This is a genomic window from Bacteroides sp. AM16-24, from assembly GCF_003471885.1.
In the GTDB taxonomy this organism is placed as follows: domain Bacteria; phylum Bacteroidota; class Bacteroidia; order Bacteroidales; family Bacteroidaceae; genus Bacteroides.
The window spans coordinates 215,466-239,733 of sequence record NZ_QRKI01000005.1 but is presented as its reverse complement, the minus strand read 5'-3'; the positions used below and the strand labels follow the sequence as shown (position 1 = coordinate 239,733).

Annotated in this window: 21 protein-coding genes, 1 tRNA gene and 2 pseudogenes; 19 read left to right on the top strand and 5 right to left on the bottom strand. The window is 43.1% G+C overall.

Features of this window, described 5'->3' with window-relative positions:
- Nucleotides 1–5 precede the first annotated feature (5 nt).
- The 6 genes and pseudogenes from DW182_RS22280 (at nucleotide 6) to DW182_RS08510 (ending at nucleotide 2,849) form a co-directional block, all read left to right on the top strand.
- Nucleotides 6–182, top strand: a complete 177-nt coding sequence (locus DW182_RS22280) for a hypothetical protein (RefSeq protein ID WP_182422601.1) — start codon at nucleotides 6–8, stop codon at nucleotides 180–182.
- Nucleotides 183–899, top strand: coding sequence for a DUF6047 family protein (locus DW182_RS08530; protein ID WP_005831594.1), 717 nt, complete (start codon nucleotides 183–185; stop codon nucleotides 897–899).
- Between the two features lie 11 nt (nucleotides 900–910).
- Nucleotides 911–1,240, top strand: a complete 330-nt coding sequence (locus DW182_RS08525; protein ID WP_032845409.1) for a hypothetical protein — start codon at nucleotides 911–913, stop codon at nucleotides 1,238–1,240.
- Between the two features lie 57 nt (nucleotides 1,241–1,297).
- A pseudogene (locus DW182_RS08520) lies at nucleotides 1,298–2,021 on the top strand (DUF6047 family protein).
- Nucleotides 2,022–2,399: 378 nt separating this feature from the next.
- Nucleotides 2,400–2,555, top strand: a complete 156-nt coding sequence (locus DW182_RS08515) for a helix-turn-helix domain-containing protein (RefSeq protein ID WP_005831584.1) — start codon at nucleotides 2,400–2,402, stop codon at nucleotides 2,553–2,555.
- 3 nt (nucleotides 2,556–2,558) lie between these two features.
- Nucleotides 2,559–2,849 (top strand): helix-turn-helix domain-containing protein, encoded by a 291-nt coding sequence (locus DW182_RS08510; protein ID WP_032845411.1) that lies wholly within the window; start codon nucleotides 2,559–2,561, stop codon nucleotides 2,847–2,849.
- A 773-nt stretch (nucleotides 2,850–3,622) separates the two neighbouring features.
- On the opposite strand, the pseudogene DW182_RS08505 reads toward DW182_RS08510, so the two are convergent.
- A pseudogene (locus DW182_RS08505) lies at nucleotides 3,623–4,285 on the bottom strand (ATP-binding protein); the annotation flags it as partial.
- Nucleotides 4,286–5,123: 838 nt separating this feature from the next.
- Here DW182_RS08505 and DW182_RS08500 point away from each other — a divergent pair.
- The 4 genes from DW182_RS08500 (at nucleotide 5,124) to DW182_RS08485 (ending at nucleotide 10,017) form a co-directional block, all read left to right on the top strand.
- Nucleotides 5,124–5,405 (top strand): hypothetical protein, encoded by a 282-nt coding sequence (locus DW182_RS08500; protein WP_118295280.1) that lies wholly within the window; start codon nucleotides 5,124–5,126, stop codon nucleotides 5,403–5,405.
- A 30-nt stretch (nucleotides 5,406–5,435) separates the two neighbouring features.
- Entirely contained in the window at nucleotides 5,436–7,910 is a 2,475-nt protein-coding gene (locus DW182_RS08495) for a fimbrial protein (RefSeq protein ID WP_118295279.1), read from the top strand.
- 43 nt (nucleotides 7,911–7,953) lie between these two features.
- Nucleotides 7,954–9,690, top strand: a complete 1,737-nt coding sequence (locus DW182_RS08490) for a fimbrial protein (protein ID WP_118295278.1) — start codon at nucleotides 7,954–7,956, stop codon at nucleotides 9,688–9,690.
- 239 nt (nucleotides 9,691–9,929) lie between these two features.
- Nucleotides 9,930–10,017, top strand: a tRNA-Ser gene (locus tag DW182_RS08485).
- Nucleotides 10,018–10,036: 19 nt separating this feature from the next.
- Here the strand turns inward: DW182_RS08485 and DW182_RS08480 are convergent.
- On the bottom strand, nucleotides 10,037–11,053 hold the full coding sequence (locus tag DW182_RS08480; RefSeq protein WP_118295277.1) for a LacI family DNA-binding transcriptional regulator: 1,017 nt from the start codon (nucleotides 11,051–11,053) through the stop codon (nucleotides 10,037–10,039).
- 177 nt (nucleotides 11,054–11,230) lie between these two features.
- Here DW182_RS08480 and DW182_RS08475 point away from each other — a divergent pair, with 177 nt between their 5' ends.
- The 5 genes from DW182_RS08475 (at nucleotide 11,231) to DW182_RS08455 (ending at nucleotide 16,208) form a co-directional block, all read left to right on the top strand.
- Entirely contained in the window at nucleotides 11,231–12,163 is a 933-nt protein-coding gene (locus DW182_RS08475) for an aldo/keto reductase (protein WP_044533333.1), read from the top strand.
- A gap of 15 nt (nucleotides 12,164–12,178) precedes the next feature.
- A complete protein-coding gene (locus tag DW182_RS08470) occupies nucleotides 12,179–13,102 on the top strand; it encodes an amidohydrolase (RefSeq protein ID WP_044533334.1) in 924 nt (307 codons plus the stop codon).
- Between the two features lie 15 nt (nucleotides 13,103–13,117).
- Nucleotides 13,118–14,377 carry an L-fucose:H+ symporter permease gene (gene fucP, locus DW182_RS08465; RefSeq protein ID WP_118295276.1) on the top strand — a complete coding sequence of 420 codons (1,260 nt, stop codon included), beginning with the start codon at nucleotides 13,118–13,120 and terminating at the stop codon, nucleotides 14,375–14,377.
- Between the two features lie 23 nt (nucleotides 14,378–14,400).
- Nucleotides 14,401–15,417, top strand: a complete 1,017-nt coding sequence (locus DW182_RS08460) for a zinc-binding alcohol dehydrogenase family protein (RefSeq protein ID WP_115502913.1) — start codon at nucleotides 14,401–14,403, stop codon at nucleotides 15,415–15,417.
- Between the two features lie 110 nt (nucleotides 15,418–15,527).
- On the top strand, nucleotides 15,528–16,208 hold the full coding sequence (locus DW182_RS08455) for an MIP family channel protein (protein WP_115502912.1): 681 nt from the start codon (nucleotides 15,528–15,530) through the stop codon (nucleotides 16,206–16,208).
- A gap of 118 nt (nucleotides 16,209–16,326) precedes the next feature.
- Here the strand turns inward: DW182_RS08455 and DW182_RS08450 are convergent, their stop codons facing one another.
- Nucleotides 16,327–17,025: a NigD-like protein gene (locus DW182_RS08450; RefSeq protein ID WP_115503010.1), complete on the bottom strand. Its 699-nt coding sequence runs from the start codon at nucleotides 17,023–17,025 to the stop codon at nucleotides 16,327–16,329.
- A gap of 176 nt (nucleotides 17,026–17,201) precedes the next feature.
- Here DW182_RS08450 and DW182_RS08445 point away from each other — a divergent pair, with 176 nt between their 5' ends.
- Together DW182_RS08445 and DW182_RS08440 are read left to right on the top strand one after the other, a co-directional pair.
- Entirely contained in the window at nucleotides 17,202–17,750 is a 549-nt protein-coding gene (locus tag DW182_RS08445; protein ID WP_007665348.1) for an RNA polymerase sigma factor, read from the top strand.
- A gap of 12 nt (nucleotides 17,751–17,762) precedes the next feature.
- Complete coding sequence (locus tag DW182_RS08440; RefSeq protein WP_044533336.1) at nucleotides 17,763–19,046, top strand: porin family protein; 1,284 nt, start codon at nucleotides 17,763–17,765, stop codon at nucleotides 19,044–19,046.
- Between the two features lie 138 nt (nucleotides 19,047–19,184).
- Here the strand turns inward: DW182_RS08440 and pflA are convergent, their stop codons facing one another.
- Together pflA and pflB are read right to left on the bottom strand one after the other, a co-directional pair.
- Nucleotides 19,185–19,910, bottom strand: coding sequence for a pyruvate formate-lyase-activating protein (gene pflA, locus DW182_RS08435; RefSeq protein ID WP_044533337.1), 726 nt, complete (start codon nucleotides 19,908–19,910; stop codon nucleotides 19,185–19,187).
- A 1-nt stretch (nucleotide 19,911) separates the two neighbouring features.
- The gene (gene pflB / locus DW182_RS08430) at nucleotides 19,912–22,140 is read right to left on the bottom strand and encodes a formate C-acetyltransferase (protein ID WP_115503009.1); all 2,229 of its coding nucleotides are present in this window, start codon (nucleotides 22,138–22,140) and stop codon (nucleotides 19,912–19,914) included.
- Nucleotides 22,141–22,558: 418 nt separating this feature from the next.
- Here pflB and DW182_RS08425 point away from each other — a divergent pair, with 418 nt between their 5' ends.
- Nucleotides 22,559–22,996 carry a DUF6078 family protein gene (locus DW182_RS08425; RefSeq protein WP_118295275.1) on the top strand — a complete coding sequence of 146 codons (438 nt, stop codon included), beginning with the start codon at nucleotides 22,559–22,561 and terminating at the stop codon, nucleotides 22,994–22,996.
- Between the two features lie 481 nt (nucleotides 22,997–23,477).
- Nucleotides 23,478–24,029 carry a Hint domain-containing protein gene (locus tag DW182_RS08420; protein WP_118295274.1) on the top strand — a complete coding sequence of 184 codons (552 nt, stop codon included), beginning with the start codon at nucleotides 23,478–23,480 and terminating at the stop codon, nucleotides 24,027–24,029.
- The last annotated feature ends 239 nt before the right edge of the window (nucleotides 24,030–24,268 follow it).

The following is a 24,268-nucleotide window of genomic DNA, read 5'->3' as shown; positions in this document are numbered from 1 at the left end:
GATTTATGGAAGAAAAGAAAATGCAAGCGGGGGAAAGCGGCAGCCTGTATATGACGCTGGATGCTTTTTACCGCCCCGTTTATTTAAGTATGCGGGGACAGGGAGAAGAAGGATTCTCCCGATATATCAGCAATAACGTACGGTTTCATACCGCAAGCAGGGAACTTGTACCCGACTACTGAATGTTCCGTTTCGATTTCAGAGACAAAAGTCTGATTCCCCCCATACTCGGAACGGATAATGCGGATTATCTGGAACGACTCATGCCGGTATTGGAACGGGAAAGGATTCATCCTTCGGGGGTGGTAAGATTGAGGGATGCGGCATTCTGTGAGGAAAGGGGCATCGTGCAACTGTCATCATCGGCGGAACATACGGCCTTATTGGAAAATGATGACTACAAGCGGTTGGGGCACCGTTTCGGAATGGACGGGGATGTGATAAGGAACGGACTGGCCGTTTTTCCTACTTGCACAGCAGTGGAATACGGACAGAAGGTGTTGCTGCTGGGAAAAACGGACAAAGGGGACAAGGCATTGGAAGAGTTTCTGAACGGTTTGACCGGACACTTTTTCGACGGGAAACGAAAGCCGGAGGAATTGAGATTCCATGAGGTGGCACCGTTGGATGCGGAATTTCGGGCGGAAATCGGAGACTGCAAGACTACTTCGCCGGATATACTCCGATACGGGATTTGTACGAAGCGGTGCGATATGGCCCCCACACTGAGGAACTTTAACCGGCTGAGAAACCTGCAACTGATGCGTGCGCCACTCTCAAAGGAGCAGCAGCGGATTGTCTCGCTGCTGGTTACACGGCCGGATAATGTACGGTTCCCGGAGACGGAAGTGAAGACGAGTATGCCATTTAAAAAGAAAGGACAGAGTATAAACATTTAATTCTTTGATATATGGAGAATAAACAGAACGGAACGACAAAAGGCGGCAGCGTATATATAACTGTGGACAAATTTTTCAATCCCGTGCATATCAGCATGAAGGGTACGGGAGAAGAGGGTTACCAGGAGTTCATGCAGGAAGATGTGGAGAAAGCATTGAAAAGCGGGGAAATGCCGGCTATGGGCCTGATGTATTATAATGTGCCCGATATGGGCCTCGTGCCGCCATTGCAGGAAGGGGACAATGAGGATTACTTGAAAAGGCTGGAAAAGGCAATGGACGAGCATGGAATCATATTGCAGAGATACCAGCGCTTGTCGGAAGTGGTGTATTGCCTGTGAAATGAAATAGACCCGTTTTCGAAGGATGAGACTTATACCCGCCTGCTCACGCCGAAGATATGGACGGAAATAAAGTCGTCACCCGTAGCGGTGGCGGATATGCTGGATGATTTGAAGCACGGGAATAAGTTCTATACGGGTGTTGAGACGGACAAGGGAGTATTGCTTTTCAGCCGGAATTATGAGGGAAACCACCAATACGGGGCCTTTATGGAGGCGAATATTGAGAAACGTTTCTTTGAACCGGATTTTAAAGGCATGTCGCTGACGGTATATGAAATTCGGGGATGGCCTTCGCTGATGGCAGGAAAAATAAACCGCTGTTATGATAGTTATGACAGCCTGCTGCCATTGGAAAAGATTCCGGCGGATGCCTATCTGGATAAATCGGCTTTGAAAAGTGTTACGCACAAAGAGGAGTATGATCTTTCACCCACATGGAAGAATTATGCCCGGCTGACGGATAATGAGAAAGGGGCTTGGCCTGCTCCGGAGCATGGACAATTATGACCGGATGACATTGCTGTATATTATGGACAAGGGTTATCCAATGGACGGGCTGATAGACGAGTATCCGGATAATTTCAGTTTTCATGAGAAATTTGAAAGGATTGAAAACAAGCTGCTGGGCCGGAACAGATGGAACATTTATGACGAAATGCAGGAGAAGGCGAGAAAACTGGCCGGAAAGCTGTTGCGTGAGTATTTCCCCAATACACGACAGAAAGTGGAGACTAAGGAAAGAGAAGTTTTACGGAACAGTAAAGGTATAAAGATGTAGAGGACAACGGAAGACAAGCAGGGGTGGAAGGCGTATTGCTGGCGGATGTAAGTGGTGCGCCTTTCACTTCTATATTGGGCTTCTGAAAGCTTTTGGTTTGAGTAAATATGGAGAAAAGAAATTGGATGATAATACTTTTGGGTATGTTTTGGGGGACAATGTGCGTCAATGGGTGACTTTGATTCCGGAGGCTTTTCCGGATATGGAAATGTGCTTTACTTTGCTTCACAAATAGTAAAATTATAAATCAGATTTGTTATGGAATTAGTTGTAATTGAAAAAAATGCGTATTTGCGGTTAAAACAGCAGGTTGAAGATTTGTCCACACAGATTGAAGCCGTTAAAAAGAAATTTGGATCTGTTGAAAAGGAAAAATGAATGGATGCCCAAGAAGTCTGTCTGGTGCTGAATATCTCCAAGCGGAGTTTGCAAAGTTATAGGGAGTATGGCATTATTCCGTGTTCTTTCATAGGTGGAAAATATGTGTACAAGGAAAGTGATCTGGCTAGGATATTAACTCAAAAAGGCAAATAGGATATGGATGGGGTAATTACAAAACAGTCAGAAGAGTATATCAGGATGATGGAGATGCTCAAAAAATGCTCCAAGGAGATTTTTGCAATTCAGGATTTGCCTGTTCCTGTAGCCAATGAGGTCTATATGACTGGTGAACAAGTATGTGCCATGTTGCATATATCGAGCAGAACCTTGCAAAAGTTGCGTGATGAAAAGGGGATAGCTTATACTGCCATAGGTGGTAAGTTTCTTTATCCTCTTTCAAAATTGCAATTGTTATTGGAAGAAAATTATAGAAGTTATGTTCGTTAAATCAAGCGTTTGATTTGTATTTATGCCCCTTTTTTACTACTTTTGCAAAAGTAAGAGTGTAACAGGAAGAAAGTTGCAGCATATACGCGGTGAATTATTCGGTGTCATAGGAGTAGAGTCTTTTGGTAAGATGCTGATAATGAGTAGGGGAGATGAAAGTTAATCGTTCCCTGTCTCTCCGCTGAACACTAAAGACAAATGGTGGAAAAACTAAGACAAGTCCCGTAAAATCAAGGTTTTACGGGACTTTTTTATTTTGTCGGCAGACAAGCAAAAGACAAGAAAATACCCCGTTTGGACAAAGTAGTGTTGCTAAATCGTTACTGAAAATTGAGCGAAATAAAATAGTAACGATTTTAATGTTAAGTTACTGATTTGTTGCTCGTTGTCTCTTAGATGTCCGTTTATAAACTAATTGTTAATCGTTCCTTTGCAGTGGGAAGTTATAAATCCATCGTTACGGACATAAAAAAACAAGGTATATGAACAAAAGTACAGGACGTGAAGCTGGGTAAAGCATATTATGGGTAATACGATAAAAAGAAATGGCAATTGGTATAGATAGCCATACATTTGTCCTTTAGCAGAGAATAAAAAATCTGGTACAGGTTCACTCTTATTTACTTCCCAATATCTTTTCTTGCAAAAATATAAAAAAAAGTATATATCACTCTAATCTTCAGTAATTAATATGCAAGGAAGAACTTGAAAAAATGCCATAGCAAATATTAAAATAATTTACTGGATTAGTTTCATAGGCAATTATATATTTTTCAAGCAATAACTTCCCCTTGCGAAGTTCTCATATTTTTATCACCATTGTAAATGGCAAAACATTGTTCAGGCGTTGCACCCGATAGCTTTGCCCATTTAGAGATACCTTTGAAAAAGTCAGAAGAGTATGTGGCTCCTGATTTAATTTTGTATGCATATTGGTTGCCTTCTACTGTGCGTAATAAGTCAACCTCATTGCCTATACTATCTCTCCAAAATGAAAGATTGGGCTCTTCTCCTTTGTTATACGCTTTTTTGATAAATTCATTAATAACAAGGTTCTCAAATAAACCTCCACAAAGGAAATGAGTAGCTGTTTGGTCTGTGTTTCTTATGTCAAGCAGTGAACATGCTAATCCTGTATCATAGAAATAGAGCTTTGGGGCTTTTACCAACCGCTTGGCATAGTTGTTATAATCAGGTTTTAATAAATAGCGGATGTAACTTGCCTCCAAAATAGAAATCCATGAGGTTGCTGTGGTTACGGATACTCCACATTCATTGGCCAACGACGAAACATTGAGGAGTTGTCCAATACGTCCTGCACACAGTTTCAAAAAACGAATGAATTTACTTAAGTCTCCAATATTCCGCATCAAGCGTACATCACGTTCCACGTATGTCTGGATGTAGAATGGATAGTAGTCAGTAGGGGTAATCGAATCTGCTTTTTTGCAAATTTACTGCAAAAAAGTGAATTTGTAAATTTAATACAGGGCTATTTTGATAAATGAATGATTTGTACTTTTGCACAAACATGAGTTTCCTAAATTACAGGAAACAAACAGGTTGATGTTTTTATTTATTATAATCTGCTATGAAAGGTGTTTACCAGAGCCTTACCCAAAAGGGACCAAATCCCTATTTGCTCCGTAGTTTCTTCGGATAGAGGTACTTTTAACTGGATTTGGTACGGAGCTGGTACGGTTTAGATACTACCCAACTACGGTCTTGGTCTCATTATTCTGCTTTTTATGAATCCGATTTGTCTTTGTCGTCCGTACCCATTCGAAAAGAAGCTCAAAAGAAGCTGAATAAAAAACTTTTTATGCAAAATTTAAACAGGCTCTGATATAATTCAAAATAATTTCGTAATTTTGTCTCACAATAAACTGCGATAGCGTTTGCAACTAATATAATTGATAGAAGCGTTGTGTCTTCGGTATTATAAAGAAAACCTAGGAAATTTTCTAAATGAATACAGCGAAATGATGGCACAGTGGATTTCTCACGTCTATAAGGCGTGGGTCTGCTGTTCGTTTAAGCTGTGTTCGGGCTTCCTAGGGCCTTCTTTATAGTTAAATGACACGCAGTTCCACGCTTCTTTGTATCTATACGTCAACAAAAAAGTGTTGGTCTCACCCCGGAACTGCAAGAAGACCGAAATAAAAAAGGAGGAAAATAGAAAAAATAAGATTAAAAACCATATTTATCGAAGCGTTGTGCTCTATTCTTGTTTAAAGAAAACCTAGGAAATTTTCAAAACGAACACATATAGAAATGGCACTGCTGATTCTCATGCTGAGAAGCGTGGGTCTGCTGACCGTTTACTGTATGAAGAAAGAACTCCGGTTCATTCTTAGTCTGAAGACGGCACAGCAGTTCCACGCTTCGTTGTTTAAACAAATCACAAGCCCGAAAGGAACTGGGAAGGCTTACAAATTCAGTTTATTTATGGAAAAAGAAGAATCTGAAAGCTATGTTCCGCCAGCAGTGGAAGTAATCACAGTGAATGTAGAAGAGGGGTACAGTTCCAGTTTTGAGGTAGTCCCTTGGGAGTAACAAATTCAACTATTTAAACAACTAATCGACATGATGAGAAAAAAACAGATTTCCAGAATGCTGATTGGAGCATTGGCCGTCTGCCTGGCAACGGCTTGCTCCAACGAAACGGATGTCTTGACGGGACTCCGAACGGACGGAAACACATTGTCCGTCAATTTACAAACCACCGACGTCGGTGTAACTACGCGCACGCAGATAGCTTCCGACAGAGAATCTAACGTAGAAAGCCTCAGTGCTTATCTCTTCGATAATAATGAAGAGAGCGGTTATCAATTGGAGAAAATTTATAACAATCTGACTTGGAATGAGAACGATCCTGCTCATACCGTAGCCTTGACCGGCATTGCGAAGCGTGGTCCCAAGAAGGTGTATTTTGTGGCCAACGGTGGAAGTATAACCGCACTTGGCAATGTAGGCACCGGTATTTCTGAAACTGACTTCAAAGCTCTGCTGATGAATGAGATGAAGGAAAATCCCGCTACTCCCTTGACCATGACGGCGGAGGCCGAACTGGCGGAGTGGATCGAGGGGGCAAACAATGTTACAATACAGAAAACCGTGCAACTGAAGCGTGTGTCTGCCCGCATTGACCTTGTGGTTGCGCCACAAGCAGGGCTGACATTCACCGTCAAAGATATTAAGATGAAAAGTCGTGCCAATTCCTATCTTTTCCCTAACGATGCACCGTATACCGGTGAAGACGTTGTGGAACTTACCGGAACGGTAGGCGAAGGTAGCACTGATGCAGATGGGAATACCGCCTACACTTCGCTCCTTTACCCTTATGAAACGCCCGGAGGCGTGGTGACGGAAGTGGAAGTCAGCGGTAGCGTGCAGGCAGGTGAAGTGACGAAAGAGGTTACTTTCGCTGTGCCTTTCACGAATGAAACCTATGCAGATGGCATTCCCATCGAGCGCAACCACCGCTATACTGTGCAGATTGCCCGTATTGATGGATTCTATTCTGCAGAAGCAACCATCACCGTTAGCGACTGGAGCACAGGTGAGGCATCGGGAAATTTGTTGGCAGGTGAAGAATTGAAGATGACAGCTACAGAAGAAATTAACAGACAACTCTCAGCTGAGTCGACTGTCACTGCTGTATATCCTACGGATGATAGTAAGACTGCAACTGTGGAATTGGCAGCTGACGATGCCAAGATTTATAAAATCTATGTAGGGAGTGCCAACATCGAAGCTGTGACTTCATGGGGCGAATTGCCTAATGGCTGGACGATTGCGGAACCTGCTTCCACCAGAACGGAATACCTATGGGAAAAGTCTTACTGGACACTGACTGTTCCCGCTAATGAAACGGATGCTGCCAAAAGCGTAACAATAAAAGCCGTAAATAAGTTAGAAAAAGACGATACGGATAAATTTGTGCAAATTACGTTTACGCAAGCAGGAAAGGAAGAAGTGGTGGATCATAGTAAGAATCCGCTGCTAAAGTGGGCGAAAACAGATCTTGTTTACAACAAGAATAGTAAAACAAGTAATTTCGCTTCGGGGTACACAGAACAAGGTAGTCTCTATCAGTGGGGGCGCAATACCGGTTGGAAGGATTATAAGGATGCATTGGGTACTTACGATTCATTTAATGTTACTTATGGCTATGGTACTTATAATAAGTCATATAAAACAGGAACAGGTTTATATAATGGTGATGATCATCAATCGCAAAGGTATACATCTATAGAGCAAATAAAGAACAATCCTTCTAAGTATTTTATGGATGCTAACGGTACTGACTACTGGGCAAGCTCCTTTGGTGATGGTGGCTCAACCTGGCAGGGACGTGCAGAAAAATGCGGATTCGCTAATAGCGTTTGTCCTGACAACTGGCGTATGCCTACCAAAGCTGATTTTCTTGAAATCAAACCTGTCGATCCGTTCAGTGGTAGCAGTTCTCTCGCTTCAGTGCTCAATAATCATGTCGAACTTCGGACTAATGGTGATTGTAGCTATGCAATTCGCTGGTCGGCAGAAACAATATCAAGTAAGACTTACTTGCGTATCGATGCCATTGTAGTTTCCGGCAACTTTACAAAAGAAGAGTTATCAAGGGTTGACTGGGCTAGTGATGAGGTCGTAACTCGTTATTTCGGTGCAAATGGTTTCATTCATGGTTTCTATCATATTAATAAGGTGCAGAATGGCCCTCAGGTAGACGATTTCCCTGTTGCCCGCCCTATGCCCGGTACTGAAACTCATGAAGATGTATTAAAGAGTAATAATTATTATTATACTGTAACATATGACTATATAAAAGACTATAGCGTCAATAATGAAGGTTATTACTGGATGTCGGATGCGAAAGAGGCGTTCACTTTCCAAGATAATACGCGTGTGAAGAATGCTCAAAAAACAACGAATAATAGCCCCAATGGTCAATATCCTTTCTCAAATCGTCAGTCCGTATTGGGAATCCTTCCTATAAATGCTCAGGACTGTTGTGCTATCCGTTGTGTGACCGACAACCCCGATCTACAACAGAAGTAATACGAGGTAATAGTAAAGTAATCATTAAAAACAAGCAATCATTATGAAGAAACAAATATTCTTCCTCTCCGCCCTTTTAGCTCTCGGCTTCTCCGGTTGTTCCGATAAGGAGAACATCGAGACGGGCAACAGTGAGGAAATCCGCGTTGCGGTGACTTTTGATATAGGAACAAACACTCGTGCCGTAAACGACCTTTTCTTGGGTCAAGTGACACTCTACGTATTCAATGAAGATACAGAAGCGTATGTAAGCACTCAGGAAACCCAAATTGAAGGAGGTACCATCACTTTCCCCGGCAAAGGAAGCTACATCGTAGAAGCCATTGCCAACGAAAAGAATAACTTGAAAGGATTGAAAGATTACGAAGACTTCAAGAGCCGAACTACCGTTTATGACAATGCTAAGGAAGGCTGCCTTCAAATGCGCGGGGTACAGACGGCAAAGGTGACCAACGTTACCCAGAATCCATCCATGTACTTCCAGATGCGCCGCCTGGTGGCACGCATCAACATTGTGAATGAAGTGACAGACTTCAAGTTGACCGAAGCCCGGTTGTCAGGAGCCATGTCTGCATCGCATTTCTATACCGACGAAAGCATGGGCTATTGGAAGGCATCGGAAACGCAAGAAATGACAGTGAACTCTTTTGCCGAAAATCCTGAGAATGATACTTACAACTCTGTATTCTATGTATACGAGTGTCCCAATGCCAAATGCAATCTCGCATTGGACGTGAAGGGAACCATCGACGGTATAGAGCACGCTGTGCCTACACTGAAAACAGCAGATTTTATCGGCAAGCATGACCCCCTCCGCCGCAACGTTCAATACAATGTGACATTGAACGAAGTAGATGGTGCCATTGTTGCTACTCTGGAAGTCACAGATTGGGAAGAAGGCGAAGAAACCGGAGGTGCTGTTGTTTCTCCCGATGCAAATTCAATCGAAGTGGAAATTTCTGCTACAGCAGGAACTTCTGCTTATGCTACAGCCTTTCCGGAAGAATGCGCCGTAAACGACTTGTCTGTCTATCTTTTTGGTGCCGAAGGAACCCTTGAGAAAGCTTATACCAATCTATTGACAGAAGAATGGACACCCGAAAATGTAGATGAAGGAAAGAAAATCATCCTGAAAAATGTGCCCACAACAGGCGGAAAGACTCTATACATCATAGCCAATGCCGAACAAGCTACTTCTTTGACAGAAGTTTCCGAAAATACCACAAAGGATGACTTCAAAGCCTTGCTTGCCGTCAACGCTACCGGTAATCTGAAATGTCCGTTGCTGATGTTTAAAGAAGTGGAAATCACCGCTGAAGGATGGACTGATAATGTAGCCCAGGTATCAGCCGTGCTTGAACGTGCAGCTGCCCGCATAGACCTGAGGGTGAACGATGAAAGCGGATTCACTCCCGAAAAGGTCACCTTGGTAGGTGCCAATAGTTCTTCTTATGTCATAGCATCCACTGCCGCATCCGGAACTCCCATCAATTTGGAAGGAACAGTGGAAGCGAGCAATAATGAGGAAGCGGGCTATAAGCTATATCCGCAACTGTTTTATCTCTATAGCACCGGCAGTACCGAGGGCATGTATCTCCTGCTGGAAGGCACGCAAAAGAGCGGTGACAAGACGGCCGATGCCATTTATAAAAAGCCCTTGAGCGAGATGGAATTCAGCAAAATTGAGCATAATACATGCTATACCATTACAATAGATGATGTTGACGGTGTACCTATCGTAGCCGGAGGCAACATCGATGGTGAAGTCGTGGAAGATTAAATTGTATCAACTTTATTTAGTAACGCTTAAAAAACAACTTGGTATAAATGGGTGTTTTATTTTTCCGATAGGAGAAATGTTTTTTCCCAATAGGAGAAAAATAATTTAGTAATAGCTGATCATAAAATAGGAGACAAATTATCATTGATGTACCAAGTTGTTTTTTAAACGTTACTAAATAAAGTTGGTTTGAAATTTTGTTATTCCGAAAACTTCCTCTATCTTCGCGCCCCGAACAAGGAGAGGTGCTCGAGTGGTTGAAGAGGCACGCCTGGAAAGCGTGTATACCCCTAAAGGGTATCCGGGGTTCGAATCCCCGTCTCTCCGCAGGTTGGGAAATTATTTTTTATTTCTTTCTACTACTTTCCCTTATCTGCAAATTTGTCGGAATAGTTATTTGTCTGACAGTTTTATCCCCTTTGATTTGATCTATTAATAGGCGACAAGCCGTTTCTCCCATTTTATAAGTCTGATGTGATACAGCTGATAATTTCGGTTCTACATAGTTGGCATGTTGTTCATCGGTATATCCGATGATGGCTATATCTTCGGGGATACGAAGTCTATGTTCTTTAATAACCTCTATGGCGGCAAAAGCTAAAGTATCATTCATGGCAAGGATGGCATCAGGAGGTTGGGGGAGAGATAATAAAGTTTCCGTAGCTATTTTGCCTTCCTCATAATCTATCTTCCGGCAGATTACCAGTTCTTTTTCGATAGGAATATGATTATCGCGCAGAGCTTCCAGGTAGCCATGCTTTCGTTTGGTTACGATATCCAAATGATTGGCTCCTCCGATAAAAGCTACCCGCTTGCTGCCGGTATCCAATAAATGTTGGGTGGCCATTTGTGCGGATTGTACACCATCTGCTACTACCGACGAAAACTGATCGGTAAGGCAAACACGGTCGAACAGGATGAGTGGCATATTAATCTCTTTCAAGGCGGCAAGATGTGAATAGTCTCTTGTTTCCTGAGACAGGCAGGCGATAATGCCCTCAACCCGCATATTTACCAGATTTTCGATATTCCTTTTCTCGTATTCGTATGCTTCATGTGAAGTGGTAATAATAACAAAATATCCGTTGGCTACTGCCATGTTTTCTATTCCGTTCAGGATGGATGCGAAGAAATGGGTAACGATATCCGGCACAACGACTCCGATGATACGCGGAGTGTTTTTTCGCAGACTCATGGCAAAAGGATTGGGACGGTAATTCATCTCTTTGGCCAGTTTTTTGACTTTAGTACGAAGTTCACTGCTGATTTCCGGACTGTCTTTTAGTGCCCTGGATACAGTGGGAATGGATACGCCCAATGCTTTGGCGAGATCTTTAAGTGAGGTATGTTTCTGGTATTCCATTTTAAAGTCTGCTATTAGATTCACTTACAAAGAAAGCATATTCTCTGATAAAAGATGGTATGAAAGGATGTTTTTTTTACGTAAACCATTACGTGTTGTTTTTGTACCTTGCATGCTGTCTTGAAATTATTCTTGCCCTATTTTTGCCGTATCTAAAAACTTTTAAATTTAATTGATATGCAATACCATGAAATCGGAAAGACAGGGATGAAAGTGTCATCTCTCAGCTTTGGGGCTTCTTCTTTGGGAGGAGTTTTCCATGATATTAAAGAGAAAGAAGGAATTGAGTCTGTGTTTACTGCCATCGAAACAGGCATGAATTTTATAGATGTTTCTCCCTATTATGGGCACTATAAAGCTGAAACTGTTTTAGGAAAGGCTTTAAAAGATGTTCCGCGTGACCGATACTATCTCTCTACTAAAGTGGGACGTTATGGAAAAGATGGGGTCAATACCTGGGATTATTCTGCAAAACGCGCAGTAGAGAGTGTGTATGAGAGTATGGAGCGTCTGAACATTGACTTTATCGATTTGATAAATGTACATGATATTGAGTTTGCCGATCTGAATCAGATTGTAAATGAAACATTACCGGCATTAGTCGGATTACGCGAGAAGGGTATTGTTGGGCATGTGGGGATCACCGACTTACAACTTGAAAACCTGAAGTGGGTGATTGATCACTCGCCGAGTGGTACGGTAGAATCGGTTCTTAATTTCTGCCATTATTGTTTGTGCGATGATAAACTGATTGATTTTCTTGATTATTTTGAGTCGAAAGGAGTAGGAGTGATCAACGCTTCTCCACTTTCAATGGGATTATTGAGCGAGCGTGGCGTTCCTGAATGGCATCCGGCTCCTGAATCACTGGTGGAGGCTTGCCGTAAAGCAATGGAACACTGTAAGGCAAAGAACTATCCTATAGAAAAACTGGCTATGCAATTTTCTGTAAGTAATCCACGAATTGCGACCACTTTGTTCAGTACAGCTAATCCGCTGAATGTAAAGAAGAACGTATCCTTTATAGAAGAACCGATTGACTGGGAATTGGTACATGAAGTACGGGAAATTATTGGAGAACAGCAACGTGTAAGTTGGGCTAACTCTTAAAAAATAGCTGTCTATATGGACTATACAATAATTGATGCGCATGCCCATTTATGGTTACGGCAAGATACAGTGGTAGATGATCTACCCATTCGTACGTTGGATAACGGACGCTCGTTGTTTATGGGAGAAATCCGTCAGATGGTTCCTCCCTTTATGGTGGACGGGGTGAACAGTGCAGAAGTTTTCCTGTCGAACATGGATTATGCACAAGTATCTGCTGCTGTCATTACGCAAGAATTTATAGACGGTATTCAGAATGAATATCTGGCAGAGGTTGTTTCCCGTTATCCCGGCCGTTTCTTTGTTTGCGGAATGTGTGAGTTTCGTAAACCCGGGTTTCTGGTACAGGCAAAAGAACTGATAGCAAGAGGCTTTAAAGCTATTAAGATTCCGGCTCAACGCCTGTTGCTTAGAGAAGGGCGGGTGATGCTGAATAGTGAAGAAATGATGCAGATGTTCCATTATATGGAAGAACGGGATGTGATGCTTTCTATTGACTTGGCGGACGGAGCAACGCAAATTCCCGAAATGCAGGAGGTCATTCAGGAATGTCCCCGGCTGAGAATTGCTATCGGGCATTTCGGAATGGTGACGCGTCCGGATTGGAAAGAACAGATACGGTTAGCCCTTCATCCCAATGTGATGATTGAATCCGGAGGAATCACCTGGCTTTTCAATGATGAATTCTATCCCTTTAGGGGAGCAGTAAAAGCTATACGGGAAGCTGCCGAACTGGTCGGGATGGAAAAGCTGATGTGGGGATCGGATTACCCGCGTACCATTACCGCAATCACTTACAAGATGTCGTATGATTTTATAGTGAAATCACCCGATTTGCAGGAAGATGAGAAAAGGTTATTCCTCGGAGGGAATGCCCGGAAGTTCTATGGATTTACAGATCTTCCCATATTGCCATATATCAAAAACATGTCTGAATAAGAAGATAATAATACCATGAAAAAAAATACTTATACGATACCTTTGGCCCTGGTTTTCTGCCTTTTTTTTCTTTGGGCAATTAGCAGTAATCTGCTTCCTACAATGATACGGCAGTTGATGAAAACTTGTGAATTAAACACCTTTGAGGCGTCATTTACAGAAACTGCTTATTGGCTTGCTTACTTCATTTTTCCGATCCCGATAGCTATGTTAATGAAGCGTTATAGCTACAAAGCAGGCATTATTTTCGGTTTATTGTTGGCGGCATTGGGTGGCTTGCTCTTTTTCCCGGCTGCCATGCTGAAAGCCTATTGGGCCTACCTCTGCATATTCTTTATCATTGCTACCGGTATGTGTTTCCTGGAGACTGCTGCCAATCCGTATGTTACCGTTTTGGGTGCGCCCGAAACAGCACCGCGACGGCTGAACCTGGCGCAATCTTTCAACGGACTCGGAGCCTTTATTTCTGCTATGTTTCTGAGTAAACTGATTCTGAGCGGCACGCATTATACGCGTGATACATTGCCTGTTGATTATCCGGGTGGCTGGCAGGCTTATATACAGGTAGAGACGGATGCCATGAAGTTTCCTTATCTGATGCTGGCTTTATTGCTGATTATCATAGCTGTGGTATTCGTATTTTCTAAATTGCCACAGATAGGGGATGAAAGTAAAACTCCTTCTTCAGGTGCAAAGAAAGAAAAGCTGATTGATTTTGGTGTGCTGAAACATTCACACTTGCGTTGGGGGGTAATTGCGCAGTTCTTTTATAATGGCGGACAGACAGCGATCAACAGTTTGTTTCTTGTCTATTGCTGTTCTTATGCAGGACTTCCGGAAGAAACCGCAACAACTTTTTTCGGACTTTATATGCTTGCTTTCCTTGTAGGACGCTGGATTGGTACAGGATTGATGGTGAGGTTCCGTCCGCAGGATATGTTATTGGTTTATTCTTTAATGAATATTCTTTTGTGCGGAGTGGTAATGGTTTGGGGAGGTATGGTAGGATTATATGCTATGCTGGCTATCTCTTTCTTCATGTCTATTATGTATCCCACACAGTTCTCTCTGGCTTTGAAGGGATTGGGCGACCAGACAAAAAGTGGTTCGGCTTTTCTCGTGATGGCTATTGTCGGCAATGCATGTCTCCCTCAACTGACGGCTTATTTCATGCATGCCAATGAGCATATCTATTATGCAGCTTATTGTGTGCCGATGATTTGCTTTATTTTCTGTGCCTACTATGGCTGGAAAGGTTATAAGGTTATTGATTAAACAATTAATTTCAAATATATAAAATGAAAGCAGTTCAAATAGTCAATCCCTCTGAAATGAAGGTGGTTGAACTTGAAAAACCGGTGGTTGGTGCCGGTGAGGTGTTGGTGAGAATTAAATATGTAGGTTTTTGTGGTTCCGATTTGAACACCTTCCTGGGACGTAACCCGATGGTGAAATTACCTGTAGTGCCGGGACATGAAGTGGGCGCGGTAATTGAAGAAATAGGTCCGGATGTTCCGGCAGGTTTCGAAAAAGGGATGAATGTGACTCTGAATCCATATACTAATTGTGGTAAGTGTGCTTCGTGCCGTAATGGTCGTGTCAATGCCTGTGAACATAATGAAACATTGGGAGTGCAGCGGAATGGTGTGATGTGTGAGTATGCTGTATTGCCTTGGACTAAAATAATTCCGGCAGGTGATATCTCTCCCCGTGATTGTGCTCTGATTGAGCCGATGAGTGTGGGATTTCATGCTGTCTCACGCGGTCAGGTGATTGACAATGAATATGTGATGGTTATCGGGTGTGGTATGATTGGTATAGGTGCTATTGTACGTGCTGCTCTCAGAGGTGCCGTTGTTATTGCTGTGGATCTGGATGATGAGAAGTTGGAGTTGGCTCGGAGAATGGGAGCCTCTCATACGGTTAACTCTAAAACAGAAGATGTACATAGACGGATACAGGAGATTACGAAAGGCTTTGGGGCTGATGTTGTGATTGAGGCTGTCGGTAGTCCTGTGACTTACGTAATGGCTGTAGATGAAGTTGCTTTCTGCGGCCGTGTAGTCTGCATTGGTTATGCGAAGAGTGAAGTCGCTTTCCAAACGAAATATTTTGTTCAGAAAGAATTGGATATACGAGGCTCCAGAAATGCATTGCCGGCTGACTTCCGTGCGGTAATTAACTATATGAAGGCGGGGACTTGTCCGGTAGAAGAATTAATCACGAAAGTGGCAGTGCCCGAAAATGCATTGGAAGCAATGACGGAGTGGGCAGCTAATCCGGGTAAAGTGTTCCGCATCCTGGTACGGTTATAAATACAGTTTTTTATTTGTTTATATCTCCAATAGCTTGTTTTTTGTGATTGCTTTTTGTTACTTTGTTCTTGATAATTAATATTGTTTAATTTTATAAATGATTAATTCTTATGAAAAAGTACATTGCTGAAATGGTAGGAACGATGGTTCTGGTATTGATGGGCTGTGGTAGTGCAGTATTTGCCGGAAGCGCAGCGGGAGCAGTGAGCGCTGGTGTAGGAACACTTGGTGTAGCGTTTGCTTTTGGTTTGTCTGTTGTAGCTATGGCTTATACCATAGGCGGTATTTCCGGGTGTCACATTAATCCTGCTATAACTTTAGGCGTATTCATGTCGGGTAGGATGGGTGGCAAAGATGCCGCTCTGTATATGATATTCCAAGTGATTGGCGCTATTCTCGGTTCTGCAATTCTTTTTGCTTTGGTATCTACTGGTGGGCATGACGGACCTACTGCAACCGGTTCCAATGGGTTCGGTGATGGAGAAATGTTACAAGCTTTTATTGCAGAGATGGTATTCACTTTTATTTTTGTATTGGTAGTGCTGGGAACTACTGATTCAAAGAAAGGTGCGGGTAACTTTGCAGGGCTGGCTATCGGTTTGTCCTTGGTATTGGTTCACATTGTATGTATTCCGATTACAGGAACTTCGGTAAATCCTGCAAGAAGTATTGGTCCTGCTTTATTCGAGGGTGGTGCAGCTCTTTCTCAGTTATGGCTGTTCATTGTAGCTCCGTTTGTAGGAGCTGTACTTAGTGCTATCGTATGGAAAGTTATTGGCAATGATAAATAAACTTTTAGATTAAAGTTTTGATGAATGTAAAAGAGGGTGCTTCCATTTTAGGAATGCACCCTCTCCGTCTTCAATAGGTCATAGTTTAGGTCGATATCTTTTCGTTTAACTTGATCTGCTATTTTTTCAAGTCCACCGTATAAGTTTGTTTTCCGTCGTAAATCGTATTCACGATAATTTTTAATCCCTTCTTTCCTGCCAGTTGATTAGCTATCTCTTTCAATCTGAATGACACAACTCCCCAACCCAGTGTGCGTGGTTCATCATCATAAGCATTGTGGCGGAACTCCAATGTGAGATAATCATCTTCCGAGGCAGATGCTTGCTCTGTTTGATTGATGACCAGATTCAACATGTGTTTTTTACTGCTATTATTGTTGTGGAAGAATTGATGTTCTATGTTTAGATAATTTCCTGTAATCCACAACTCGACGACATTAATACGGTCATTACCAATACTGTCGGCAGTCTCCTCAGTCAGCGGAATGATATCCTTTGTCAGAATGTCTTCTATTTGGATCAGTTTTACGTTATACTTATATCCCGGAATACTTTCTTCCAATGGAAGAAAATGAATGAAGACGCGTTGGTCGTCATTCACAGTATAGTTATGTATATATGTTGTATCGCTGGGATACATCTTTTCACCGTCATCCAGATTAAAATAGTATTCCTTATCTTCAATAACCTTTATGGTACCAATTGTAAAAAGAGTACCATTAGAAGTGTCATCAGCATCACTCAGACAAGACTGTAACATCGATACTGCTAAAAACGTAAGCAGAAGTATTACCGAATAAAATCTCAGCTTTTTCATCAATTGCATGTTTTTGGAGTTAATCTTATTTTTCCCATGTATTTTAGAAATGCGTGATGAGGGGAAATACTGCACGTCTGACTGTTAAAGAAACAAAAGAATTAATTTCTTGTTCGCTACGTGCAGTATTTCTATCTTTGCTGCATTTATAAGGTAAACGCGTGTCAAAGGAAAGAATGGAAGAACAGGAACTGGCAGGACGATGCAGGCAAGGGGATAACCTTGCCAGGAAAGAACTGTACGAGCGCTATGCTGGGCGAATGCTCAGCGTGTGCCTCCGTTATGCGGGTGACCGTGAAACGGCAGAAGACCTGATGCACGACGGTTTCCTGAAACTTTTCGATTCTTTTGATAAATTCACTTGGCGGGGTGATGGTTCCTTGCGGGCGTGGATGGAGCGTGTTATGGTGAATACGGCGCTGCAATACTTGCGCAAGAATGATGTAATAAACCAGTCGGAAGGATTGGATAACGTACCCGAAACGTACGAAGAACCTGATGCTTCGACAGTGGATACTATTCCTCAGAAGGTGCTGATGCAGTTTATCAGTGAATTGCCTGTTGGTTATCGCACCGTATTCAACTTGTATATATTTGAAGATAAATCTCATAGGGAAATTGCCCAGATGCTGGGAATTAATGAGAAATCATCAGCTTCGCAGCTGACGCGTGCCAAAGCTACTTTGGCTACTAAAGTGCGGGAGTGGATGAAAAACAATGCTTAAAGGAAAGGACGTATGATGAAAGATGATGAATTGTGGTTGAAAAAGATAAAGGAACGGTTGGATGATTACTCCGAGCCGCTACCTGATGCCGGCTGGGAGCGATTGGAGAAGGCGTTGCCGACTTCTGCACCCATGTCTGTTGTCGGGACAAAGAAAAAGATTCTGTTCCGCCGTTGGGCGATGACGGCTGCGGCGGTTGCGCTGGTGGCTGTGTCGTCCGTCAGTCTTTGGTTGCTGCAAAGTCCGGTAGTGGACGATGTGCGTCGTGCGGCCGAACCGGCTTTAGCAGCTATACCTGATGCGCTGCCTGCACCTGCAGAGCCGGATGTGCAGGGAGAAGAACCGGAGTTTGTTATCAGAAGGGTGATTGAGCAGGAAAGCTCTCGTCAAGCTCTTGTGGCACAACATTTGGAAACAGAAAAGAATATATCGGAAATGGGTGCACAGATACAGGAAAAGGACATTGAAGTGCTCACAGAAAAGGCGGATGGAGACGATGTCGTTCCATCAAACTCTTCTTCAACTTCTAAAGGAAAGGAGCGCGAGGTATACCGTCCTTCCAGCAGAGACAAACTGCATTTGCCGACCGAAAAGAAATCTTCTACGAAAAATAAAGGTTGGGCGATTGGTATGTCTGTTGGAAATACAGGAGCACTTGCCATGAATACAATGGGAAATGATATGCAGGCCGATCCTAGCTCCGGTCCGATGTTTAGTGATAAGTTAGACTTGCCGGATGTATCTAACGGTATTCTGAATATTCCTGATGGCCAGGAACTTGTTTTTGAAGGTGGTGTGCCTTATTTGCGGAAAAATTTGCGTCAGGTTAAGGATATCAAGCATAAGCAACCGCTCAGTTTCGGTGTATCGGTGCGGAAAGCATTGCCGAAAAACTTCTCGGTGGAAACCGGTGTGACTTATACGATGCTGTCATCTGAGATAACTTATGAAAACAGTTCGGAAAAGACAGATCAGAAACTGCACTATATCGGTATTCCGGTGCGTGCGAACTGGAGTTTCGTTAATGATAAACGTTTCACGGTGTATGTATCTGCCGGTGGTGCAATAGAGAAGTGCGTTTATGGTAAGGTAGGAAGTGAAAAGGAGACAGTGAAGCCTGTGCAACTTTCGGTAATGGGTGCGGTAGGCGCTCAATATAATATTAGTAATAGAGTGGGAATATATGTAGAGCCAGGTGTTTCCTATTTCTTTGACGATGGTTCTCCGATAGAGACTATACGAAAGGAAAATCCGACGAACTTTACGTTGCAGGCAGGTATCCGTCTGACTTACTAATCAGTGTGAATAAAGAGTGATAGGGTGATAAAGTGATAGTGAGATAACGCTCTGTGATATACAGCGCAGCTACTTTATCACCCTACCACTCTATCACCTTACCACTCTGTCACTTTATCGCCCTATCGCTCCTTTATTTTAGTTTACTATAACCGTTTCAAAGTATTCCTTGAATAGCTTTTCTGCACGTTCCAGTTGTTCGGGAGTGTTTTCTTTTACCTCTTTCAATTGGTAATCCCATCCCATAGCTTCGTACTTGTGCACGCCCAGACGATGATAAGGAAGAATTTCTACTCGCTGTATACTTTTATATGGGCCGAGATGTTCGCCTAAACTGCGAATGTCTTCCTCGAAATCACTATATCCCGGTACTAATACATAGCGTAGCCAGAAAGGTCGGTTCTGTTCCTCCAGCCAAGCAGCCGTATGCAAAGTTTTTGTATTGCTGCATCCGGTCAGCTTCTTATGGCGTTCGGGATTGAATTCTTTGAGGTCCAGCAGCACTAAATCCGTCAGGCTCAATAGTTCTTCTACTTTTTCATTCCGGATGCCGCCATTGGTATCCAGGCAGATGTGAATGCCGTTTGCTTTCAAATCTTTGAACAGGGGTATAAGCACTTCGGCCTGCAATGTGGGTTCACCGCCCGAGAATGTGATGCCACCCTTTTTCCCGAAAAAGGCTTTCTGGCTGATAGCCATTTGCAGAATTTCTTTCGGTGGGGTAGGTGTACCCCCTTTTGCCTCCATCGTATCCGGGTTGGCACAATACAAACAGCGGAACGGACAGCCTTGCAGGAAAACGACGAGCCGGAGACCCGGCCCGTCGAATGTTCCCATACTTTCGTAGGAGTGTACGTTTATCATATTACATTCTTTCGTGGAAACTACGGCTGATAACCTCTAACTGATGCTCGCGGCTCAGCTTCACAAAGTTCACAGCATAGCCGGAAACACGAATTGTGAGTTGCGGATACTTCTCCGGATGCTCCATGGCATCTTCCAGCATTTCACGATTCAGCACATTTACGTTCAGGTGGTGTGCACCTTTAGTAAAGTAACCGTCCATCATTGTTACTAGGTTTTCAACACGGTCTTCCGGTGTTGGGCCGAGAGATTTCGGAACGATAGAGAACGTATTGCTGATACCGTCCTGTGAGTCACGATAACGCAACTTGGCTACGGAACTCAACGAGGCGATGGCACCGTTCTTATCGCGTCCGTGCATCGGGTTAGCACCCGGGGCGAAAGCTACACCCTTGGCACGTCCGTCAGGAGTAGCACCTGTTTTTTTACCGTACATTACATTAGAAGTAATCGTCAGCAATGAAAGGGTAGGACGAGCATTCTTGTAAACGGGCAATTTTTTCAGTTCTTCGCTGAAATAATATACCAAGTCTACACCGAGGTGGTCTACACGGTCGTCATTGTTACCGAAACATGGGAATGTACCGTCGATATCAAAACCTTCCGTCAAGCCGATGTCGTTACGACGGGCTGTAACCTTTGCATTCTTGATGGCCGACAGTGAGTCGATGGCAATGGAAAGACCTGCTACACCATAAGCCAGATTAATGCGTGGATTCGTATCGATAAATGCCATCTGAGCCTTTTCGTAATAATATTTATCATGCATGAAGTGGATGATGTTCATTGCCTCATTGTAGACACGGGCAATTTCGGTCAGCACTTTCTTATAGTTCGACATAACTTCCTCAAACTTCAATGTTTCACCGGTCAATACAGGAATACCTTTTACCATGACGGTACCGGTGTTTTCGCAACGTCCACCGTTGATGGCAAGCAGCAGGGCCTTTGCCAGGTTGGCACGTGCGCCGAAGAACTGAATTTGCTTACCGATAGCCTGATAGGATACGCAGCAGGCGATACCGTAATCATCGCAGTTACGTACTTCGCGCATCAGATTATCGTTTTCGTATTGGATGGAGCTGGTATCTACGGATACTTGTGCACAGAATTCCTTGAAGCCTTCAGGGAGTTCTGGTCCCCAAAGTATGGTCAGGTTCGGTTCGGGAGAAGGACCGAGGTTATACAGTGTTTGCAGGAAGCGGAAGGAAGTCTTCGTTACCTTCACACGCCCGTCGTTGAAACGTCCGCCAATGGCTTCTGTTACCCAAGTCGGGTCTCCAGCAAAGATATCGTTATATGACTGCATACGCAGATGGCGCACCATGCGGAGTTTGATAACGAACTGGTCGATCAGCTCCTGGGCAAATGTTTCATTTATTTTACCGTGTGCCAGATCATATTCAATAAAGATGTCGAGGAACGAAGAAACGTTACCCAGAGACATGGCTGCACCGTCTTGTTCTTTTACAGCGGCCAGATAAGCCATGTACACCCATTGTACGGCTTCCTGTGCGGAAGTAGCCGGACGACTGAGGTCGAGTCCGTAATATTCGCCCATTATCTTAATATCTTTCAAAGCCTTGATCTGCTCTGCCACTTCTTCACGCAGGCGAATGCGGTCATCAGTCATCGGGCCGGTCAGATTATGTAAATCTTCCATTTTGGCTTCGATGAGGCGGTCGATGCCGTAAAGTGCCAGACGACGGTAATCACCGATGATACGTCCGCGGGCATAGTTATCGGGAAGTCCGGTGAGGAAACCCAATGAACGGAATGAGCGGATCTCTTCAGTATATACATCGAATACGCCGTCATTATGTGTCTTGCGATAATGGGTAAAGATATCTTTTACCTTATCATCTATTTCTACGCCGTTTTCGCGGCAAGCCTTCATCACTACGTTGATGCCACCGAACGGCTTGATAGCACGTTTCAACAGCTCATCCGTCTGCAAGCCAACGATAAGTTCATTCTCCTTATCTATATAACCGGCCTGATGTGAAGTAATGGTAGATACGGTATGAGGATCGAGAGAACGAACGCCGTTGTTGGCTCTTTCCTCTTCGAGTGCTTTCAGACAAAGTTCCCAGATTTTTTTCGTGCGCTCGGTAGGTCCTTGCAGGAAGGATGCGTCTCCAGTGTAAGGCGCGATGTTTTTACTAACGAAATCACTGACATTGATTTCTTTGCTCCAAAGCCCGTCAATAAAGGTTTTGTTCAATTCCATAATATTCATTTTGTTAGTGGGTAAATGTAATGTTATCCTTTTGGAGCTGCAAAATTACGGAAATATTTCCGTAATGGTATGGATATATATGCCTTTTTTATGTTGAACAGCATAAAATAACTATTGTTAGGTATGCCACTTTCATCACTTACTGGAAAGTTTGTTTTTATGGCGGTTGTCGTCACTTTTATATTATCTTGTTGATAGATAGACTGTTATTAGTGTAGACAAAATGTTTTACCGTCACTCGTGTGGCGTATCTGCTTGATTATTAGCTATGTTCTTAGTGCTGACAAAAGTGACGGCAAACTACTTACTGTCACTTCCAGCTTTTGTTCCTTTCCAATCTTTTCAATCTTTTCCTCTTTTTCCCGATTTATTCTGTTTACCTTTGCCGTCAATTATTAATAAACACGATATGGAAACATTCGATTACTCGCAGGTGCCTTATGGTTTTGGCTTATGTGCATCTGCCGATTGCCCTAAGGCTTCTACCTGTCTGCGCCACATAGCCTTGGAGCATGCTCCCGTAAAATATCCGTTCCTGCCCACCCTGACTCCTCAAAAACTGCAAGCCATGAAGGGAAAATGCGAATATTATCGTCCGAACAAGGCGATGCGTTATGCTAAAGGTTTCACGCAGCTGTTGGGTTCTCTGACAGTCAGTGTCTCCGATACATTCAGATGGCGGCTCATTTCTCACTTCGGACGCAAGAACTACTACCTTGCCCGTAGAGGCGCTTGGCTAATAAAACCTGCCGACCAACAATTTATCATTCATTTGGCCAAGGAATGCGGACTCCAGTTGGATGATTATTTCGATGATTACGTGGATGGCTATAATTGGGGGGAGTGAAAAGTGCCTTTTCTGATGTAATATCCTATTATTATCTTATTGGTAAATAGTGTATTGCAGTGTCCTATGGGTAGGGAACTGACGTTTCTATGCTTAGAAACTGTTGTGTCCTTTAATTGGGAACGATAGTTTCTCCTAATGGGAACTGCAGTTTCTCCTAATGGACACTATCGTATCTCCTAATGGGAACGATTGTGTCTCTTCGTGGGAACGCGAATGCCCCTTCATGAGATGGCACTTGACTTATAACACTTATTTAATCGTAGTGATGATTTAGACAATAAAAGCAATTGAAATTTGCAAAGCAATGCTTTTTTCTTACTTTTGTAAACGTCTTATTCTTGTTTGCAGATAGATATTGGAGATTGGAAGGTGCGCAACAATGACATAGAATATATGAAGCGCTTCCACCGAATTGGGAGAATGTGCCATGCAAATTGTTGAATAACGAGACTTCGTTAAACTTAAAGAAGTAAGAAAAATGAACTCGGAAAAAAGAAAGGAGCAGAATAATCAGGACAGCAGGTGTTTTGCTCAGGAAACCCTTATCCGCATGGCGGACGGGCAGGAGAAACGAATTAATGCGATTCGTGCCGGAGATAAAGTATTGTCCGTATCGGGAGAGGACGTCCGGGTGATGAATATCATTTCTGGAATAGAAGAAAAAGTAGTTGTGCTGGTCACCCAAAGCGGCAAGCGGATACGTTTGACATCTGACCATCCGGTTCAAACGAGACAACGTGGCGTACAACCTGTCAAGGCACTGCTCGTTACCGACAAAGTGAAAACTGCAGACGGGAATTTTGAGGAAATAGACAGCCTCTACACGGAAATGTATAACGACAGGGTTTATAACCTGTGCTTGGAAAAAGAAAGTTTCCTCTTTGGTAACGGCATTGCGGTGGGAGATTTCGATTCTCAGCAAAATATTCCGCGTTCTGTCCCCACTCCCCCGGTTTCAGAAGAGGCGCAACATGAGCTTGATATCTTGAAAGAGGAATTTAGAAAATTACAAGAGAGAGGAAATATATGAATTGTTTCTGATTCAGTTTGCAGTGATTTTGTTTACTTGTAATGGTGTAGGCTTCATTGCATCGGTCAATCTTCTTGTATATATACTAATTTAGGCATAGAGGATGTTTTTTTGTGCAGAAATGTTTGTGATATCAAAAAAGAATTGTAAATTTGCACCGCTTTAAGAGAAAAGCACTTCTTGAAAGAGGAGTTTTGGAGAGGTGGCAGAGTGGTCGATTGCGGCGGTCTTGAAAACCG

Coding starts and splice junctions, on each gene's coding strand:
- DW182_RS22280 (WP_182422601.1), top strand. CDS start 6: ATGGAAGAAAAGAAAATGCAAGCGGGGGAAAGCGGCAGCCTGTATATG.
- DW182_RS08530 (WP_005831594.1), top strand. CDS start 183: ATGTTCCGTTTCGATTTCAGAGACAAAAGTCTGATTCCCCCCATACTC.
- DW182_RS08525 (WP_032845409.1), top strand. CDS start 911: ATGGAGAATAAACAGAACGGAACGACAAAAGGCGGCAGCGTATATATA.
- DW182_RS08515 (WP_005831584.1), top strand. CDS start 2,400: ATGGATGCCCAAGAAGTCTGTCTGGTGCTGAATATCTCCAAGCGGAGT.
- DW182_RS08510 (WP_032845411.1), top strand. CDS start 2,559: ATGGATGGGGTAATTACAAAACAGTCAGAAGAGTATATCAGGATGATG.
- DW182_RS08500 (WP_118295280.1), top strand. CDS start 5,124: ATGGCACTGCTGATTCTCATGCTGAGAAGCGTGGGTCTGCTGACCGTT.
- DW182_RS08495 (WP_118295279.1), top strand. CDS start 5,436: ATGATGAGAAAAAAACAGATTTCCAGAATGCTGATTGGAGCATTGGCC.
- DW182_RS08490 (WP_118295278.1), top strand. CDS start 7,954: ATGAAGAAACAAATATTCTTCCTCTCCGCCCTTTTAGCTCTCGGCTTC.
- DW182_RS08480 (WP_118295277.1), bottom strand. CDS start 11,053: ATGGAATACCAGAAACATACCTCACTTAAAGATCTCGCCAAAGCATTG.
- DW182_RS08475 (WP_044533333.1), top strand. CDS start 11,231: ATGCAATACCATGAAATCGGAAAGACAGGGATGAAAGTGTCATCTCTC.
- DW182_RS08470 (WP_044533334.1), top strand. CDS start 12,179: ATGGACTATACAATAATTGATGCGCATGCCCATTTATGGTTACGGCAA.
- fucP (WP_118295276.1), top strand. CDS start 13,118: ATGAAAAAAAATACTTATACGATACCTTTGGCCCTGGTTTTCTGCCTT.
- DW182_RS08460 (WP_115502913.1), top strand. CDS start 14,401: ATGAAAGCAGTTCAAATAGTCAATCCCTCTGAAATGAAGGTGGTTGAA.
- DW182_RS08455 (WP_115502912.1), top strand. CDS start 15,528: ATGAAAAAGTACATTGCTGAAATGGTAGGAACGATGGTTCTGGTATTG.
- DW182_RS08450 (WP_115503010.1), bottom strand. CDS start 17,025: ATGAAAAAGCTGAGATTTTATTCGGTAATACTTCTGCTTACGTTTTTA.
- DW182_RS08445 (WP_007665348.1), top strand. CDS start 17,202: ATGGAAGAACAGGAACTGGCAGGACGATGCAGGCAAGGGGATAACCTT.
- DW182_RS08440 (WP_044533336.1), top strand. CDS start 17,763: ATGATGAAAGATGATGAATTGTGGTTGAAAAAGATAAAGGAACGGTTG.
- pflA (WP_044533337.1), bottom strand. CDS start 19,910: ATGATAAACGTACACTCCTACGAAAGTATGGGAACATTCGACGGGCCG.
- pflB (WP_115503009.1), bottom strand. CDS start 22,140: ATGGAATTGAACAAAACCTTTATTGACGGGCTTTGGAGCAAAGAAATC.
- DW182_RS08425 (WP_118295275.1), top strand. CDS start 22,559: ATGGAAACATTCGATTACTCGCAGGTGCCTTATGGTTTTGGCTTATGT.
- DW182_RS08420 (WP_118295274.1), top strand. CDS start 23,478: ATGAACTCGGAAAAAAGAAAGGAGCAGAATAATCAGGACAGCAGGTGT.